The organism is Metabacillus sp. KJ11-3 (assembly GCF_055808295.1).
Map to the genome: position 1 here is coordinate 100,693 of NZ_JBVVRS010000004.1, position 16,916 is coordinate 117,608.

Annotated in this window: 8 protein-coding genes and 3 pseudogenes; 8 read left to right on the forward strand and 3 right to left on the reverse strand. The window is 34.8% G+C overall.

Annotation, left to right across the window (positions count from 1 at the left end; translation table 11 throughout):
- Positions 1-230: 230 nt before the first annotated feature.
- Complete coding sequence (locus AC0L8O_RS27385) at positions 231-467, reverse strand: hypothetical protein (protein WP_251683042.1); 237 nt, start codon at positions 465-467, stop codon at positions 231-233.
- Between the two features lie 22 nt (positions 468-489).
- On the reverse strand, positions 490-756 hold the full coding sequence (locus AC0L8O_RS27390) for a hypothetical protein (RefSeq protein ID WP_251683043.1): 267 nt from the start codon (positions 754-756) through the stop codon (positions 490-492).
- A 46-nt stretch (positions 757-802) separates the two neighbouring features.
- On the opposite strand from AC0L8O_RS27390, the pseudogene AC0L8O_RS27395 reads away from it, so the two are divergent.
- The 6 genes and pseudogenes from AC0L8O_RS27395 to AC0L8O_RS27420 form a co-directional block, all read left to right on the forward strand.
- Positions 803-1,278, forward strand: a pseudogene (locus tag AC0L8O_RS27395) (transposase); the annotation flags it as partial.
- Positions 1,279-1,715: 437 nt separating this feature from the next.
- Positions 1,716-2,873, forward strand: a complete 1,158-nt coding sequence (locus AC0L8O_RS27400) for a hypothetical protein (RefSeq protein ID WP_251683044.1) — start codon at positions 1,716-1,718, stop codon at positions 2,871-2,873.
- 214 nt (positions 2,874-3,087) lie between these two features.
- Positions 3,088-9,813, forward strand: a complete 6,726-nt coding sequence (locus AC0L8O_RS27405; RefSeq protein WP_251683045.1) for a LamG-like jellyroll fold domain-containing protein — start codon at positions 3,088-3,090, stop codon at positions 9,811-9,813.
- A gap of 660 nt (positions 9,814-10,473) precedes the next feature.
- Positions 10,474-11,733: a group II intron reverse transcriptase/maturase gene (gene ltrA / locus AC0L8O_RS27410; RefSeq protein ID WP_368657309.1), complete on the forward strand. Its 1,260-nt coding sequence runs from the start codon at positions 10,474-10,476 to the stop codon at positions 11,731-11,733.
- A gap of 455 nt (positions 11,734-12,188) precedes the next feature.
- Positions 12,189-13,076 carry a serine/threonine-protein kinase gene (locus AC0L8O_RS27415; RefSeq protein ID WP_251683046.1) on the forward strand — a complete coding sequence of 296 codons (888 nt, stop codon included), beginning with the start codon at positions 12,189-12,191 and terminating at the stop codon, positions 13,074-13,076.
- 101 nt (positions 13,077-13,177) lie between these two features.
- A pseudogene (locus AC0L8O_RS27420) lies at positions 13,178-13,453 on the forward strand (P-loop NTPase family protein); the annotation flags it as partial.
- Between the two features lie 576 nt (positions 13,454-14,029).
- Here AC0L8O_RS27420 and AC0L8O_RS27425 read toward each other — a convergent pair.
- Positions 14,030-14,173: a hypothetical protein gene (locus AC0L8O_RS27425; protein ID WP_251683047.1), complete on the reverse strand. Its 144-nt coding sequence runs from the start codon at positions 14,171-14,173 to the stop codon at positions 14,030-14,032.
- 1,417 nt (positions 14,174-15,590) lie between these two features.
- Between AC0L8O_RS27425 and AC0L8O_RS27430 the strand changes: the two genes are divergently transcribed.
- Both AC0L8O_RS27430 and AC0L8O_RS27435 read left to right on the forward strand, forming a co-directional pair.
- On the forward strand, positions 15,591-15,731 hold the full coding sequence (locus AC0L8O_RS27430) for a hypothetical protein (protein ID WP_251683048.1): 141 nt from the start codon (positions 15,591-15,593) through the stop codon (positions 15,729-15,731).
- Between the two features lie 202 nt (positions 15,732-15,933).
- Positions 15,934-16,522 (forward strand): annotated as a pseudogene (locus AC0L8O_RS27435) (DNA/RNA non-specific endonuclease); the annotation flags it as partial.
- Between the last annotated feature and the right edge of the window lie 394 nt (positions 16,523-16,916).

Sequence of the window (16,916 nt, forward strand, 5' to 3'; positions counted from 1 at the left end):
GTTTATTTTCAAAAAAGTTCTTCCTCAAAAAATACAAATAAACTCAGTTTTAAACTTAGCCTTAATTATTTCATTTAACATTACTCTTTCTTATTTGTTCATGAAAGTAATGGAGTATGACTCTTTTATTTCTTTAATAACAATAATTACCACTATTCTAACTCTAATAATTTTATTTTTTATATTTCAAAAAGATAAATTTATTAGAGTTAAGATTAAAGGATAACCGCTTAATAAGATTTTTTCTCCTTTTCCAGCTTATCACTTAATTTTTCAAAGTTTTCTACTGCATCAGGTAATGATAATTGCTTTGCTAATGAAGTTCCCTTCCCTTGCTTTTCCAAGTGAATTTGCCTATATTTCAGCATCTGCGAGTGTATACCAATAGAACCACGCATCCATTGTTGATATTTTCCGGTTACAAAATTTTTCAATAACAGGATAGTGTCTATAGTATAGTTCTTCATCTTGAACGAATTTTTCTCCATTTCATTCAAGAACATCTACAAAATAGGTATCTGCAATGTACCTTTGCCAAACGGATATACCATTTTTCTTATTACTTAATAGCTCCATCATATGATACGGAACTTCAGCTACCATCTTTAAAGAATTATGATTCCAATTAAAAATCTCTAGTTTTTTTCCTGCTGAAGCACCAAATTTGGCATCAAAGAGATACTCTTTAATACCATCACCAGTAATATCAGCAACACCTGAATAATCTAAACCTACCCCTTGTGTTTGGAACTCCAAAGTCTTTTCCCATCTTTCATTTCTTTTTGTTAATATTATTACGCCATTAACTCTTTCAGAGTTTCCCTCATCTGAAGATATTTTAGAGTCAAGTGAAGAAACAATTGCCGACAAAATTGCTGAGTTATGTAAAAGTCGTTCCCATCGATGGGCTAAAGAAAAAGCTACTCAGCTCAAGGCTGCAGTAAATCAAAATCCGTTTGAAAAGACCGTTTATCAAAGCCATATTTTAAGTCTAGGTATGTATATCAATATCATTCTTTAATACAAAGAGCACCTATCCAAGTTAGAGTCCGAGATAGATGCCCTCGCTAAAGGTGTTGAAGAATTAATATTATCAAATCTATCCCTGGTATAGGAGAAAAGATCGCGGCGACAATCATTTCAGAAATTGGAGAGATAGATCGATATACTGATCCTAAAAAGCTCGTAGCTTTCGCTGTAGTTGATCCTAGTGTATTCGAATCTGGTAAGTTTACAGCCACCAAAAACCGAATCAGCAAAAGAGGTTCCAGTAGGCTTCCATTTATCCCTAATTACTAGTATAATATACACATATTAATATATCGGGCAAACCCCATAACAATATTACCTATCCAAAATAGGTATACTGTTGTGGGGTTTTTTATTGTAATTTATAAAATAACTACAAACCATCTTCACTTTTTCGAATACCTAAAGTGGATGGTGATATAGCATATATAAATGGTACATAGCTTTTCCTTTATCCACTAAAATTCCACTCTATTTTTACTTATTAGATTAATAATAGAAATGTAATTTATAGTATACATTTTTATTGCAACCTTTTAAGAGGTTAGCGGGTACATAATAAACAAAAGTGGTCTTTGGGCTAAAAGGATGAAAAAGGGAAACCTTCTATTTCTTTATGCATAAAGTCCGCTTTTTTATTTCAGTTAGAAGGTAGAGTAACATTAATAATATAAGGAGTGAATTAAATGATGAAGAAGCTTTTTGGATTAATAGTAGGAGTTCTTATTGCAGCACTTATGGTAACCCCAAATGCACAAGCAGCAACATTTAAAGTTCCAAACGGATGCTCGGGGTGTTACCAAGAAGTTACTTTTATCAAAGCAACCCGAATGGGGGACGACTTAGGTATTGAATACAAAGTGAGAGATATCGAAAATAGTAAAACAAGTGATTGGTACATAGGTGGAGGATATTTAAGTAATTACTTTAATGAGACAAGTTATAAAGCATTTAGTGATAACCCAATAACAATGGCATTCGGAAATGCTGGTTTACTACCTAAGACAGATGTACAAAATACGCCAGCTCCAAAACCGAAACCAGAGCCAGAGCCAGAACCACAGCCAAAACCGCAACCTAAGCCCGATACTAAGCCATCGTCTAAACCTAAAGAGGAAACTAGTAAACCGAAGCAAAATACAACAACAGAAGAGTCTAAAACAATAACTACAACTAAAAAAGAAGTAACAAATACAGGTTCATCTAACAAGCAGAGTAATTCTTCCTCAAATAAGTCAGCATCTAACGGGGAAACAGATAAAAATCAATCAACTTCCAATAACAGCAGCAACTCGAATAGTTCTTCAAAGTCATCTATAACTGAAACAAGTAAAGTAGTTGCCTCCGCTAACGTTAATCAAGATGATGAACAAAACGGTACAACTGATGCAAATGAAGAGGATACAACAAATTCAACCGAAGAAGACAAACCAGAAAATGAATTGGTATTGACTAAGGCAATTAACAGTGAATATGAAAAATTTAAAAAGAAAAATAAAGATTTACATATTGAGGTAAAGATCTATTTAGCACTAGGAGAACTTGCAAACAACAAAGAACCGCTTCCTAACTTCTCAAAAGAACAGATAAAAGAACTAAAAGAATTTCTATCAAGTAATTCATTTAAATCATTAGAGAAAGACGAAGACTTTATCTATTTATCTAAGAAACTAACTGAACTGGAAAATACAAAAAATAATGAAATAAAAGAAGAAATTAATAGCAACAAAGATGAGCTACCAAAGGAAAATATAGAAAGCAAAGAGGAAGAGAAAGGCTTCTTCGAAAAGATTGGAGATTCCATAGCATCATTCTTCTCTTCAATTTTTTCTATCTTTGGATAAGAGGGACTTCCTCTCTTATCTCCTATGTATATCTATAACAGGCAAGAAATGAAAAAGGTTCTTGTTTGTCATAGGGATACATACCAAAAATGTGTATCAACTGTCTAATGAAAGTAAGGTGATATTTATAATAAGAAAGTTCTTTATTAGTTTTACAATATACATACTGCTTACTTCGTCTATGTTGCCAGTTATTGAAGCTGCAGACTTTCCAATGAAGAGCTTGAATGAACGAAGAACAAACTATATCAAGGACCATATGTTTCCCTATGTAAAAACAGATTTAATTGCGCCTAGTGGTCATCTAAAAAACAGCGATAGTACTCCAATAGTTGTTGGAGATATAGCGTATATAATTTCCACTTCAACCGGTAGAATTGTAGCTTATGATTTAGGTGAAGAAAAAACAATCTGGATATCTGGTAGTCTTGGAAATCTTAAAGGTCATGCTTCTAATAGTGTGGTTGTTGGAGATAGACTTGTAGTACCAGCTGGTATTAAGACAATCATATTAAATAAAAACACTGGTAGTAAAATTAAAGAAGTATATACCCAAGCTTCAGGAAGATCTAATGTATTTGCTGGTGGACCATTACATTGGCGTAACGGAGATGTTTATATTGGTTCAAGAAATCAAAAGATCTTTGGATATAATGTGATTGATTCCTCGGTTTTTCCATTTATGAACTACGAAACAGGTGGGACAATCACAAGTTCACCAACACTTTTAGGTCGAGGTAGTTCAGGTGATAGGATTGTTATTGGTGTTAATACCACACCGGGAAAAATAGTTGTTATTAACCCTCATTCAAGAGGAATTTACTCTGTCAAAAAGGTTACTTATTCAGTACCAACTGCTGCTGTCTCACCTGATGGCTATAAAGCATACTTTATCGATGTGTTTGGTCGGATTATAACCTACAATGGTAGCAATAATTCTGTTAGTGTAAAAAACGGAGTTCACAATGCTTACGGAACTAAAGGAATTGTCGCTCGAATGCCTGCATTAGATGAAAGTACAGGACAAGTTATTTTCACTCTCAATCACAGCAAGAACGGCTATGGTTATGTGTATAGAGTTAATCCTAGTACCGGAGCTTACTGGAAAATCTACGGATCTAATAAAGGGATAGCTTCAGCTCCAACAGCGCTCTCGAATGGTACATTTCTTTTTGTACGCTCGGATGGATATATTATTAGCCGCAAGAGAAATGGAACAGCTTATGGATGGTATAATGGCGGGAAATCCTCATACAAAATGCCAAGAAGTTCTAACTTCGGACGTATCACTGTTGGGGGAGGAGATAAGAATGTCATTATGACAAATGGTACTGATGGAATCCATATATTTGAGCCAGCTTATCCGAATATCCGTGCCAAAAACATCCAAGCTCTTGATGCTTCTGGAAAATCAAAAACCACATTTAAGGATAATGAGAAAATTGTTATCAGAGGAACGTTTAAAAATGATGGGCCGAAAAGTGTAAGTAATGTAGAGCACACAGCTACGAGAGATGGTAGCTGGCAAGGTTACGTAAAAGAATCTTATTCTGTTAATGAGACTGAAACTGTTGATAAAGCTTATGGAAGTCTAGCACCTGGAACTTACACCTTTACCTTTAAAAGCGATCCAAATAATAAGATAAAGGAAAGTAACGAAGGTGATAATAACACAAGAGCTATAACGATAAGGATAATAGATACCAAGCCTGATCTGAATGGACATGATACAAAAGCTTTTGATTCTGATGGTAATGAAAAATACACATTTGAATACGGTGAACCTGTAACTGTTACGGGATACGTGAAGAATATTGGAGATGCTGCCGTTAATAATGTAACACATACTCATTCTTTTGATGGCATACTCCAAGGGAATGTAACAGAAGTAGATTATCCTGTTAATCAAAATCGTTGGATAACAAAAACCTATAAGAATCTAAAACCAGGTGAATATAAGGTTTATGCAATTGCAGACTATCAGAATAAGATAAGTGAAAAGAATGAATCAAATAATCGGACACCAACTATAACCATTACTGTTAAAGAGCCACCTAAACCTGACTTTAGGGGAACTGCAACAAAAGTACTCGATAAAAATGAAGTCGAAAAATATGAATTTGTTGAGGGTGAGCCTATAACAGTTAGAGGTTATATAAAGAATGACAGTGAGGTAACTGTTGATTATGAAGTTGAACATGCTCAGTTTCTTAATGGTGTTATTCAGGAAGATTCTGGTACGAGAACTTATCCTGCCGGTCAAACACGATGGATAGTAAAAACATATCAATCTTTACCTGCTGGAACGTATAAAGTTTATGCAACTGCTGATCCATATCATGAAGTTGATGAGACAAATGAGGGTAATAATGCTACTCCAGTTGTTACATTCAAAGTTAAGCCACAACCCTTACCAGATATTTCCGCACAAACCACGAAGGCTTATGATGATACCGGAAATGAAAGATATGTTTATGAGTATGGTGAAAGTATAGAGTTTCGCTCTATTTTCCGAAATATCGGGGAAGCTCCAATGGAGGATGGTTATGAACATCAAGTTTATATAAATGGTAAAGCAACTCCAAATATGACTACTGCTGGTTATGACTTAGGTCAAAGTAGATGGATTACAAGATTTTTTGGTAGTTATCTAGATCTATCTAATAATGCTTATGCAGAACCATTGTTACCGGGTGTTTATAAGATCTATGCTGTCGCTGATCCTAATAACAAATTTACTGAAAGTAGTAAGCAGAATAATAAAGGTGAAGTTATTACAATTACCATAAATGCACCTGACATCCGAGGTACTGGAATTTTCACTTATTATAAGACTCCTTCAGACAAAACTACAACTTTTAGACCTAATGAAGATGTTAAAGTAATTGGTGAATTTAAAAATATTGGTCTGGCAACAGCGAATAATGTTCAACATGCTATTAAAGTTGACGGTCAGGAAATACAATCTCGTATTATTGAAAATTACGGCTTTACTTCAACAACTAACACTAAATATATATCGAAGAATTTAGGTAACCTCCAAAGAGGAACACATACAATTGAAATGATAGCTGACCCAGAAAGAACAGTTTCGCCAGGTTTTGATGTATTGAAGAATCCTAAAGCAAGTATTCCAAATGAACGGTATTTTACATTTGATAGAACTGAAAATACATCATTAAGTTTTAAAAACGTAAAGACCGATTCAAGATCTGGCAAGAAAAATACTGTTGAGTTTTGGATGTATTGGGATGGAAGCAATAGCTCGATGCCTATTGGATTTAATAGATTGAATCTTTATTTTATAAATGGATATTTCGGTTTTAATACTGGGGCAGGGGATGTTATTGGTTTCCCTTCAAACAAACTTAAAAATAAATGGGTTCATGTATCCGCTGTTTTTGTAAATGGAGATCCAAATGATCCTTCAGTTAAGAGTCAATTTAAAATTTACATTAATGGTGAGGAACAAGAACTTACAAGTAAATTCTTTAGTTCTTCTACAATTCATAGAAATTCGATTATATACAGTAATGTGACACTTTCAGGGTACACAGATAACGATTTGTATAAATTCACTGGTAAATTAGCTGAAGTAAGAGTATGGGATCATGAAAGATCAAAGCAGCAAGTAGTGGATAATATCCATACTGTTGTTGAAGGGAACGAAGAAGGTCTCGTATTACATGCAATCCCAACTATTGAAGAAGAATTCCCTAAGCCTTACAAAAATTCATATCAATTTAATGAGGATATTAAGTCTTCATTCACTATGGATACGTCTAACTTATCTTCAGGAACTGGTAGTAAGACAACAGTAGAATTTTGGATGAAATGGGATGGGACTGATCATCAATTTATGCCAATTGGGTTTGATAGTTATGATCTATACTATAAATCAGGATTCTTCGGATTTAATACAGGAAAAGGTGATGTTATAGGAATTTCTTCAGAACCTTTGAGAAACAAATGGGTTCATGTAGCTGCAGTTTTTGTTAATGGGAATATAAATAATACTTCTTTAAAGAATCAACTTAAACTTTATATAAATGGAACGGAACAGGAACTAACAACTAATTTTACTGATCACCTATCAGTTCATGACGATTACTCACAAGTTTCTCCTACAATGAAAGTATCAGGATGGACATTTGACGATAAATATAAAATGCCTGGAGAACTTTCAGAGATTCGCGTTTGGAATCACGAAAGGTCTGTGGAAGAGATTAATGCCGATATGAATATATCATTAAGTGGGTTTGAGCAAGGTTTAGTAGCTATTGCTTCCCCACCAGTTGAATCTCAAACGTTTGATCGAACAGGTACATACGCTGAGATGGAAGGTGTGGACGTCAACAGAACTAACTTAGGGAAGAATACAGTAGAGTTTTGGATGAAATGGGATGGGGTTGGAAATGTAGTACCATTTGGCTTTTCAACAACCTACCATTTGTACTTTAGTGACTCACTGAGTTGCTTTGGATTTAATACTAACGGTGACTGTGTTGGTGTTACCGGTTCCGACTATACTGCATTGAAGAATAAATGGGTTTTCGTGACTGCAGTTTTCCCAAATGACGTTCCGACCCCCAGTAATAGCGCACTTTACTTTAATGGAGTAAAGCAAACACTAACCACTGTTGCGAAAGATGGTGATTCCACTAAGAAACGTTATGCATCTTCTAACTTTAGAGTTGGTGGCGACTTTTCTAGTACTGGTCATATCTTCGGAGGAGAGTTAACGGGTGTTCGTATATGGAATCATGAGAGGTCAGAGAGTCAAATTCAAAGGTACATGGGTATGGACATTAGAGGTCATGAAACTGGTTTAGTAGGATACTGGAATACGAACAAGTCAACAACAGGAAAGTTATTAGACCAGACAACTCATTCTTCACCATTAAATAATGATGCGACTTTAAGTGGATTTTCATCAAAGCCCATGTATTACCAAACAAGTGAAGATGGTTTGGAAGTTATGTGGCAACCCGAACCAAAAACATCTTATCAACTTTATAGAAACGGAACATTAGTCTACAACGGAACAAATAATTCTTTTGTAGATAAAGATGTTATTAAAGGTAATTCTTATACGTACACATTAAAATCTGTTTCCTTATATGGTGAATCTGTCATTTCCACTAAATCAGTGAAATATACTACAAATTCAGTGGCAATTACCATTAATGTTGTGGGTACACCACCAGCTGCAGATTTTGATGCTACGACTCCTAAGTATGAAGGTGAAATTGTAACTTTCACAAATAAGACTACTGAAATAGATAATGATGAAATACAGTACACTTGGTATTCAAAACTATCTAATGAACCAGACAGTTCATACAGTTTTATGTCTAACGACGAACATCCAACGAAAATATTTGAGCTACCAGGGAATTATGACATTAAACTTGAAGCTGTCGACTTAGATGGTGAATCCATTCATGTTGAGTCAATTGAGATTATTGATAGTAAGGTTATACCTGGATTTACACATCAATCTCCTTATTACAAAGATGAAACTATCACATTAACATCTGTAGCTTATGATGAAGATGACCTTGCTATTACACATTCATATGTAATAACAAGACCTGATGGTACGATATTCACTCCAACATCTGTGAATCCAGAGTTTTTAGGTTCCCAACTGGGTGAATATAAAATTGTTCAAACTGTTACAAATTCATTAGGGAAAAAAGCAACATATGAAGACTATGTGGAAGTTATTAAAAGAGAGTTAACCCCAGGTTTTATTCATGAATCTCCTTATTATCGTGGAGATCAAGTAACAATCACTTCAACTGCATTTGGGGAAACTGGATCTACTTTAACATATGAGTATGATATTATTCGTCCTGATGAAACAACTTTTACTAGTACCAAAAAGGATCCACAGTTCGTTCCTGATCAAGTTGGTTATTATCGAGTAACACAGACAGTTCGTGATCAATATGGGAATGTTGAAACATATGAGGATGAAATAGAAGTATTGAATAGAACACCAATTGCTGAATACAATTATAGTCCAACTACAGTTTATATTGATACTAATGTTTCTTTCACAGACCAATCAACAGATCCAGACAATGATCCTTTGACGTATGAATGGTCTTATAAAGTTCCAACAGATTCGTCATTCACTGTATTTTCTACTGCTAAAAACCCAAGTAAGATCTTGCCAATAAGAGGAAATTGGGAGATTAAAGTGGTAGTAACAGATCCATATGGTGATATAGATGAGGTAACAAAAGTCGTAAAGGTAATTAATAGATTACCTTTAGCAAACTTTAAAACTGATAAGAATGAGTACTTAGAAGGGGATGCAGTGAAGGTGTCAAGCCTTGCGAGTGATCCAGATGGAGACGCACTTAGTCATTCTTACAAAGTGACCAGTCCTTCAGGAATAACAAGTCAGTATACAACAAAGGACTTTCAATTTGTACCTGCAGAAGTAGGAAACTATCGAATTGATCAAACAGTTTCAGATGGTTATGGAGGTAAAGATTCCGTATCTGCAACAATTCCTGTTAAACCTCTAACTCTTGAAGGTTTTGTAGATCATACAGATCAATGGAAAACTATTCATAGTGATGAAGGAAATCAGCCTAATGACTTCTACTCAGGAGAACCATTTGTGCTAAAAGGAGTAACCTCAGCCGCTCCTGTAGAAAAAGTGACCGTAACTTTTAATGGAAACAGAGATAATGGCCAGCTTGTTACAAATACCATTACTCTCTCAGGTACATCTGATCCTGTTGTATATACTGGAACTTATCTAGAAGAAATCTTTAGCAAACCTAACACTAAATTAAGGGTGGGTCCTGTTACTTTTGAGTTTGAGGTACATTATTCTAACGGTCAAGTAAGAAATCATACAGTGATTGTAAATATTATTGGGGATATCTTTGACAGGTTAAAGTTCCATAAATCATTCTAGAGGTTTTATAGTAAATACGTGTAAATTTTCAACTTCTTCGGAATGGTAACTCATAAAAAAAGGTTTAACTGAGTGATATTTAGAGAAACGATTTGGTCGTTTCTCTATTTTTTGTGCGCCTGGCATGGGTGCAATCTATAGGGTGAGAGTCCCGAACTGTGAAGGCAGAAGTAGCAGTTAGCTTAACGCAAGGGTGTCCATGGTGACGTGGAATCTGAAGGAAGCGAGCGGCAAACCTCCGGTCTGAGGAACACAAACTTCATATGAGGCTAGGGTATCGTTGGATGAGTTTGCAAAACAAAACAAAGTCCATTCTGCCGAAGGCGATATCAAGTAAATGAAGCAGATAGGTGGAGGGAAAGATTGCATTCTTACCCAGGGAGGTCTGACTGGAAAGCCGAGCACACTCGGTAACCTATTTAGCGATAAATAGCTGAACAGTCAGAAGTCAGCAGAAGTCATAGTACTAGTGGTATCTAGAACCGTTGGGAAGGACTGAATCAATTAAGAAGAATCAGCACTTGGCGTACGTGTTGCTTGATGAAGCAGAAACATTATCCTTCCTAATGGAGGAAGTGGTGAATCCACGGGGGACATTAGAAGGGCTGAAAGCAACCCCACACAAGAAGAATGGCTGATTCACGTAGGAGTTTGAAATCTATGATGGAACAAATCTTATCATATCAGAACGTTACAAGTGCACTCGAGAGAGTGGAACGAAATAAAGGAAGTCATGGGGTAGATGGGATGAGCGTACAAACCCTACGGTCTCATCTCATGGAACACTGGAGTACTTTAAGAACCGAACTGATAAAGGGTACCTATCTTCCCCAACCCGTCCGTCGAGTCGAAATCCCGAAAGCGAACGGAGGAGTAAGGAAGCTAGGAATTCCGACAGTGATAGATCGTTTCATCCAACAGGCTATTGCGCAAGTACTCAATAAGGAGTTGGATCCCTCGTTCTCTAGACAAAGTTACGGTTTTAGACCCAATAAGCGTGGTCATGATGCAGTCCGACAAGCAAAACGCTATATCAAAGAAGGGTATAGATGGGTTGTGGATATCGACTTAGAGAAATTCTTTGACAAAGTGAATCATGACCGACTTATGAGAATATTAAACCACCGCATTAAAGACCCAAAAGTGCTCCAATTAATACGAAGATACCTACAGTCAGGTGTAATGGAAAAAGGACTTGTCAGTCCTAACACGGAAGGCACCCCTCAAGGTGGGCCACTAAGCCCTCTCTTGTCAAACATCGTTTTAGATGAACTCGATAAAGAACTCGAGAAAAGAGGATTGCGGTTCGTTCGTTATGCAGATGATTGTAATATCTATGTTCGTTCAAGAAGAGCAGGAGAGAGAATCATGGAAAGTATCACAACTTTCATTGAGAGAAAACTCAAACTAAAAGTAAACCATGAGAAAAGTGCAGTAGACCGACCATGGAAACGTAAGTTTCTAGGTTTCACTTTCACCTTTCATCGAAAGGAACCAAAAGTCCGAATCGCTAAACAGAGTATTCAACGTTTTAAACAGAGAATAAGAGAAATCACTTCGAGAAAATGGTCTATCAGCATGAAAGATAGGATAGAAAAGCTAAACCGCTACTTGGTAGGCTGGCTAGGATATTATCAATTAGCTGATACCCCCTCGGTTCTAGCTAAGTTAGACGGATGGATTCGGAGAAGACTTAGGATGATTCGATGGAAAGAATGGAAGAAAGTTAAAACTAAACATAGAAACTTAAAGAAGTTAGGTATTAAGCCTAATAAGGCATGGGAATGGGCAAATACTAGGCTGGGTTATTGGCGTATCGCCAAAAGCCCAATACTAGATAGAGCCCTTGATAACCACTACTGGTTAAATCAAGGGCTCAAAAGTTTGTTTACAAGGTATCAAATATTACGTTCGACTTAATTGAAACCGCCGTATACCGAACGGTACGTACGGTGGTGTGAGAGGTCGGGGGTTAGTCACCCCCTCCTACTCGATTGAATAGTAAAGTTATTTCATCATTAAAGCAAGAAAGTAAAGTAATTATTTATCGTTTTATCTGTAGATCAACCATGGAAAATAATGTAGATACAAAAAACATAGATTTATTTAACAATCAGGCCTGATTGGAGAAGATCAGAATATACCATAACAAGTGTGTGAAGGATTATACTTAATAAGGAATTTTAGTCTAACAATGAAGTTTAAAATAATTTGCTTAGGTTTTGTAATAAAATGGTATAATTTTCTTTAGGAATTTCGAAAGGTGGCGTTGTTTTATGAAAATGATGATAACTACAAATGGGGTTCAATTAATTTAAGGGAAGCGTATCAAGCCCTATAAACTACGTGATTCCTTACAATAGGAGGATCATATTTTGAAAAATGTTCAACAAACAAATCCAATTACATTGTCACTTAATAAAGTAGATTTTCAACTACAAGAAGAGCATAATTTTGATTGGTTAAAACAGTTGGGACATGTTTTTTGTGTATTTGACCAACAAGATTCAGGAAATATAAGTTTCGGTGTTGAAAAGGATGGGCAAAAGTATTTTGTTAAATATGCTGGTGCAAAACCTATTGATTTTAGTGGAAATCCACAAGATGCTATTGAACGTTTAAAAAAAGCTGTACCTGTTTATCAATCGTTAGAACATCCACACCTAATAAAATTAATCGATTTCTTTTCTACCGATAATGGTTTTGCAGTAGTTTTTCAATGGTTTGAAGGGGAATGTTTGCATTCACATTGGTCGTACGGTGGTGTAGCAAAATATACAAATCACAAATCACCTTTTTATCGATTTAAGAAATTAGAATTGGAAAAACGCTTAAAAGCTTTAGATACTATCTTTTCTTTTCATACTTATGTAGAATCGAAAAATTATGTTGCGGTAGATTTCTATGATGGAAGTATCCTATATGATTTCAAAAATGGAGAAACAAAAATATGCGATATTGATTTTTATCGAAAGGCGCCTTCTATTAATGATATAGGCAAGAATTTTTGGGGATCAAATCGTTCAAAATCTCCAGAAGAATATGATCTTGGCTCTCCGATTGATTCTATTACAAATGTCTTTAATCTGGGTGCAATAGCATTTGGATTACTTGGTGGTGAAATGGATCGCTCTTTTTCAAAATGGGATGCAAATCAAGCTCTATATGAAGTAGCACTAAGATCAGTCAAAGAAGATCGCAATAAAAGATACTCAACAGTTAGAGACTTCTACTATGCTTGGGAGGATGCTTTAAATCAATAATAGTAAAAGGGTGACTTCACAAAAAAAGTTATCCTTTATTCTTAACGATGCTGAAAACGAATAATTTTATGATACTAAAAGTAACTTGAGGTGGAGAAGTAATGAAAAGTAAAATTCACATAATGGGGGCTTCGGGGTCAGGAACTTCGACATTAGGTTCTTCATTATCAAAAGTTTTACCTTATAGACATCTTGATACCGATGATTATTTTTGGACAACTAAATTCACTAAACAAAGAGAAGTACCTGAAAGAAGAAAGATGCTTGAAAATGATTTATCACAAAATGAAGACTGGATTCTTTCTGGTGCAGTGTGTGGTTGGGGTGATAACTTTAAAAGTTATTTTGATTGTGTTATATTCCTATGGATTCCGCAACGAAAAGTTTTGCAGGTCCTAACAATGGAGCTGATTCACATACTCCATCAAATGTTATGGTTAGTGAAGCTGGAGAATGGGCCTTTATGGTTTATGTAGATGGTAACTTATTTGATACGGTAGTAATGGAGATAAGAGAATGAAATTAAAAAGAATCATTTTTTATTATCTTCAGCAATAGAAGCGCTTTTCTGGAACAATGAAAAGTGCTTTTTCTGATTTGAAAAATATAGAATTGATGGAAAAAGCGACATAAGCAGTTCTTGAAATTAAATTGATTTTTATAACTGCATCATTAGTCTAAGGTTTTGTTTTTCCACTTTTTATTTTAAAAATCTGTGACTCAAACTTAAAATTAAAAGACCTGCAAACGAACAAATTATATTGTGAAAGACATGTGATTCATCGTTAAAAGCTAAAAGGGCAAATGTAACTAGACCTCCCATATAAAGGTATGTGGAGAGATAACATTTAAATACCAATACATTGTATAAAAATCAACTTACGATTTATGTCGGAGTTCAAGGGAAATGAACATTAGATGGAAATACCGACATAGAAAAAGCTAGGACAAACCTAGCTGGTAGAGTTATTTTTGATTCGTTTGTTTGTATCAAGAGCAATTTTTATAAGGATAGCACTAAATATACTAGATAGTAATGCAGAGCCAACACCCATCCACATAATTGTTAAAAGTTTTCCTTTATAATTTGGGAACATAATTATTCTCCTTTTTACGTTTATTTTATGTTTTGCATTAAAGGAAATAAGTATGTGGTTTGTTCGTAATTCAAGGAAATATTGAAGGAGTAATCTTCAACAATAGAGCGCTTTTCTTGCATAAAGGAAGCGCCCTTTCTCTATTTAACGGGGATTTGTTTTTCGGAAGATACCTTAATCCACCTTTTCGGGGGGATGGGCAAAAACACCCAATTAGAATGAAATTAATATTGTGAAGAGTTACACTTAAACGAAGCAGAATTCTTAAAGAAGGAATATTCAATTTCTTAATAGAATAGTGATTATTGTTAGCTGAGTTTAGTTAAGAAGAGAATGGTGAAATGAGAATGGACAAATTAAGATTTATGGGGTAAATGACAGGTTAAATCCAATTAAGGAAACACTATCAGATGTTATTCATTCTTGTATGGTGGAAGCACTTGAATTTCATTCGGATAAAAGATTTCATCGTTTTTTTCTATATAAATTACAAGATTATATGAAAAGAGGGAATAAATGAAAACAAATTGGCTTTTGAGTAGTAGTGCAGTTGTGATGGGGTTTTAGGGTTAGCAGGAACCTTTCTTCCCGAAGAAATTTCAAACATTTTAGGGATAGATCCTTTACCAATAACTAAGGTTCTAATGCAAATCATTGGAGGACTATATTTAGGGTTTGCTATGTTAAACTGGTTCACACGTTCTGCTCGGATCGGTGGTATCTATAACAGACCTGTCGTATTGGGAAATCTGATTCATTTCATCGTTGTCTTTTTTGCTCTAATCCGCCAGTTGACGGAGCAGTTTAACTTCATATTCGTTATTTTGACATTCATATATTTTGGATTTGCCGTATGGTTCATATTTGTTATGCGCTCGAATCCTTTTACTAACGATGTAAAGAATTCTGTATAGCTAAATAACTCAATAATCTGAGTAAACAAGAATTTATACTGAGGGTGGTCTCTATTTAAGGTATGAACTGGTTTACACCGTCATGGAATCTAATCTGCTTCCTTAATTAAAATGCATGGTTTCACAATCTTATATAAATACAAACTTAATATCTAGTTTTGATTGAAAGTCCTTATTCCATAAAATAGTAACGTTAGTTGAATAACAATCTTCAGCAATAGAGCGCTATGGTGGAGTAACATATAGATTTAATCGCTTTATTGTCACTTTACATCAATTCTTTTTTTGTAGAAACTTGTTATCTAATAATCCTTAAACAAGAAAACTTTTTCAATATATGTATAATAGATTGGATGGCGTGAGTGGCTGTCATAGTATCTGGCGTTGATGGGGCTGATACCAGGAGTAGATTTAGTGTGTTCCGTTTTTTTTTATTTTATGTATAAAAGTATAATAGATTGGTAATTATTTAGATAAAGTATTTAAACAAGGGGGGATAAATAGTGCCTAAACAAAGCAAATTAACGTTTTCTGATTTTGTTAATAGAGATCGATTTGAACTAAACTCTTATGTTACATATTTGATCCATCAAGTTAAAGATAATGCTACAGAACAGTCTAAAGATAAATTGGTAAAACATTAGATTAATAAAGTAACGAAAGGGTAAATAAAAATGATTGTAAAAAAACTGTAAGCGACCTTGTTTATCTGTAATGGTGAACAATGCCGCTTATTTTTGTTGTAAATCATTTATCATAAAACACCTGATAACGAAACTTGTCACACCCGTATTAATGGAAATTGTCCATATTCACAAGAACCCCCTTATTTAACATGTAATATTGGCCATCACGAATGAACATGGGCAACTGGTCCGTGTCATTGCTGACGAAATCGTTCTACAAGATGACGATAACGAACCTGTAACATCGTCTGGCAGATACTACAATGATGAAACAAAAATTCCTGGTGTAGAAAGAGCAGATTTAGATGAAGGACATACCATTGCAGATTCTCTCGGAGGGGTATCCAATGCTTACAATATTACTCCACAAGAAAGTACGCTTAACCGACATGGTGATCAAGCATATATGGAAGATGCCATTCGTAAAGCTGGTGGGACTACTAATTTTGAAGCAATTATCACATATTCTAATACAGAAACGCAGATTCCTTCTCATTATAAAGTACACTTACAGATGAGTTTGATAACGGCAACCCTGATGAGATGTATAAATCTCTAGGCTTAACTGTAAGTAAATCAACTAACTCAAATAAGTCAACTAGTTCTAATAAGTCGAATGGATACAGATGGTAATGGACAAGTGACGATTAAAGAAGCAAAAGCAGCAGGTTTCAGTATGCCATTAACGAGTGATCTGGTTATACCCATATATGCACGATGTTGATAATGACGGTATGGTAGGTGAGTAAGTCCCAAGAACTTTGAGCATTCCTCTTTCCACAATCAAGCGCAAATGCTTAATAATATTTGCGTATTTTTATGTAAAGTACAAGATCTTAGAGTAACTTTTTATTACGTAATTGATGGAAATTGCAAAGGAAAGAAATTGTTTAATAAACAATAGATCAAAGGACAAATAAAAAAAGCCAGAAGCTATAAACTACCAACCATTTCTATTATAGCATTTTAAATTATTATGTTTGCTGAACAGTTCACTTAAAAACAGAAGGAAGTGAGATTTTACTAACATAAAAAAGACCACTATTCGGTAGCAGTCAAAACTAATGCATCGCGTAATAATTGTATGTCCTGGTAAATGGAGTAAGAAACTTGAGTATCACTACAATTATTTAATTCAATAAT

Bases quoted from the DNA above. Each gene is read 5' to 3' on its own strand.
- AC0L8O_RS27425 (WP_251683047.1), bottom strand. From the start codon at position 14,173: ATGTTCCCAAATTATAAAGGAAAACTTTTAACAATTATGTGGATGGGT.
- ltrA (WP_368657309.1), top strand. From the start codon at position 10,474: ATGATGGAACAAATCTTATCATATCAGAACGTTACAAGTGCACTCGAG.
- AC0L8O_RS27400 (WP_251683044.1), top strand. From the start codon at position 1,716: ATGATGAAGAAGCTTTTTGGATTAATAGTAGGAGTTCTTATTGCAGCA.
- AC0L8O_RS27385 (WP_251683042.1), bottom strand. From the start codon at position 467: ATGAAGAACTATACTATAGACACTATCCTGTTATTGAAAAATTTTGTA.
- AC0L8O_RS27405 (WP_251683045.1), top strand. From the start codon at position 3,088: ATGAAGAGCTTGAATGAACGAAGAACAAACTATATCAAGGACCATATG.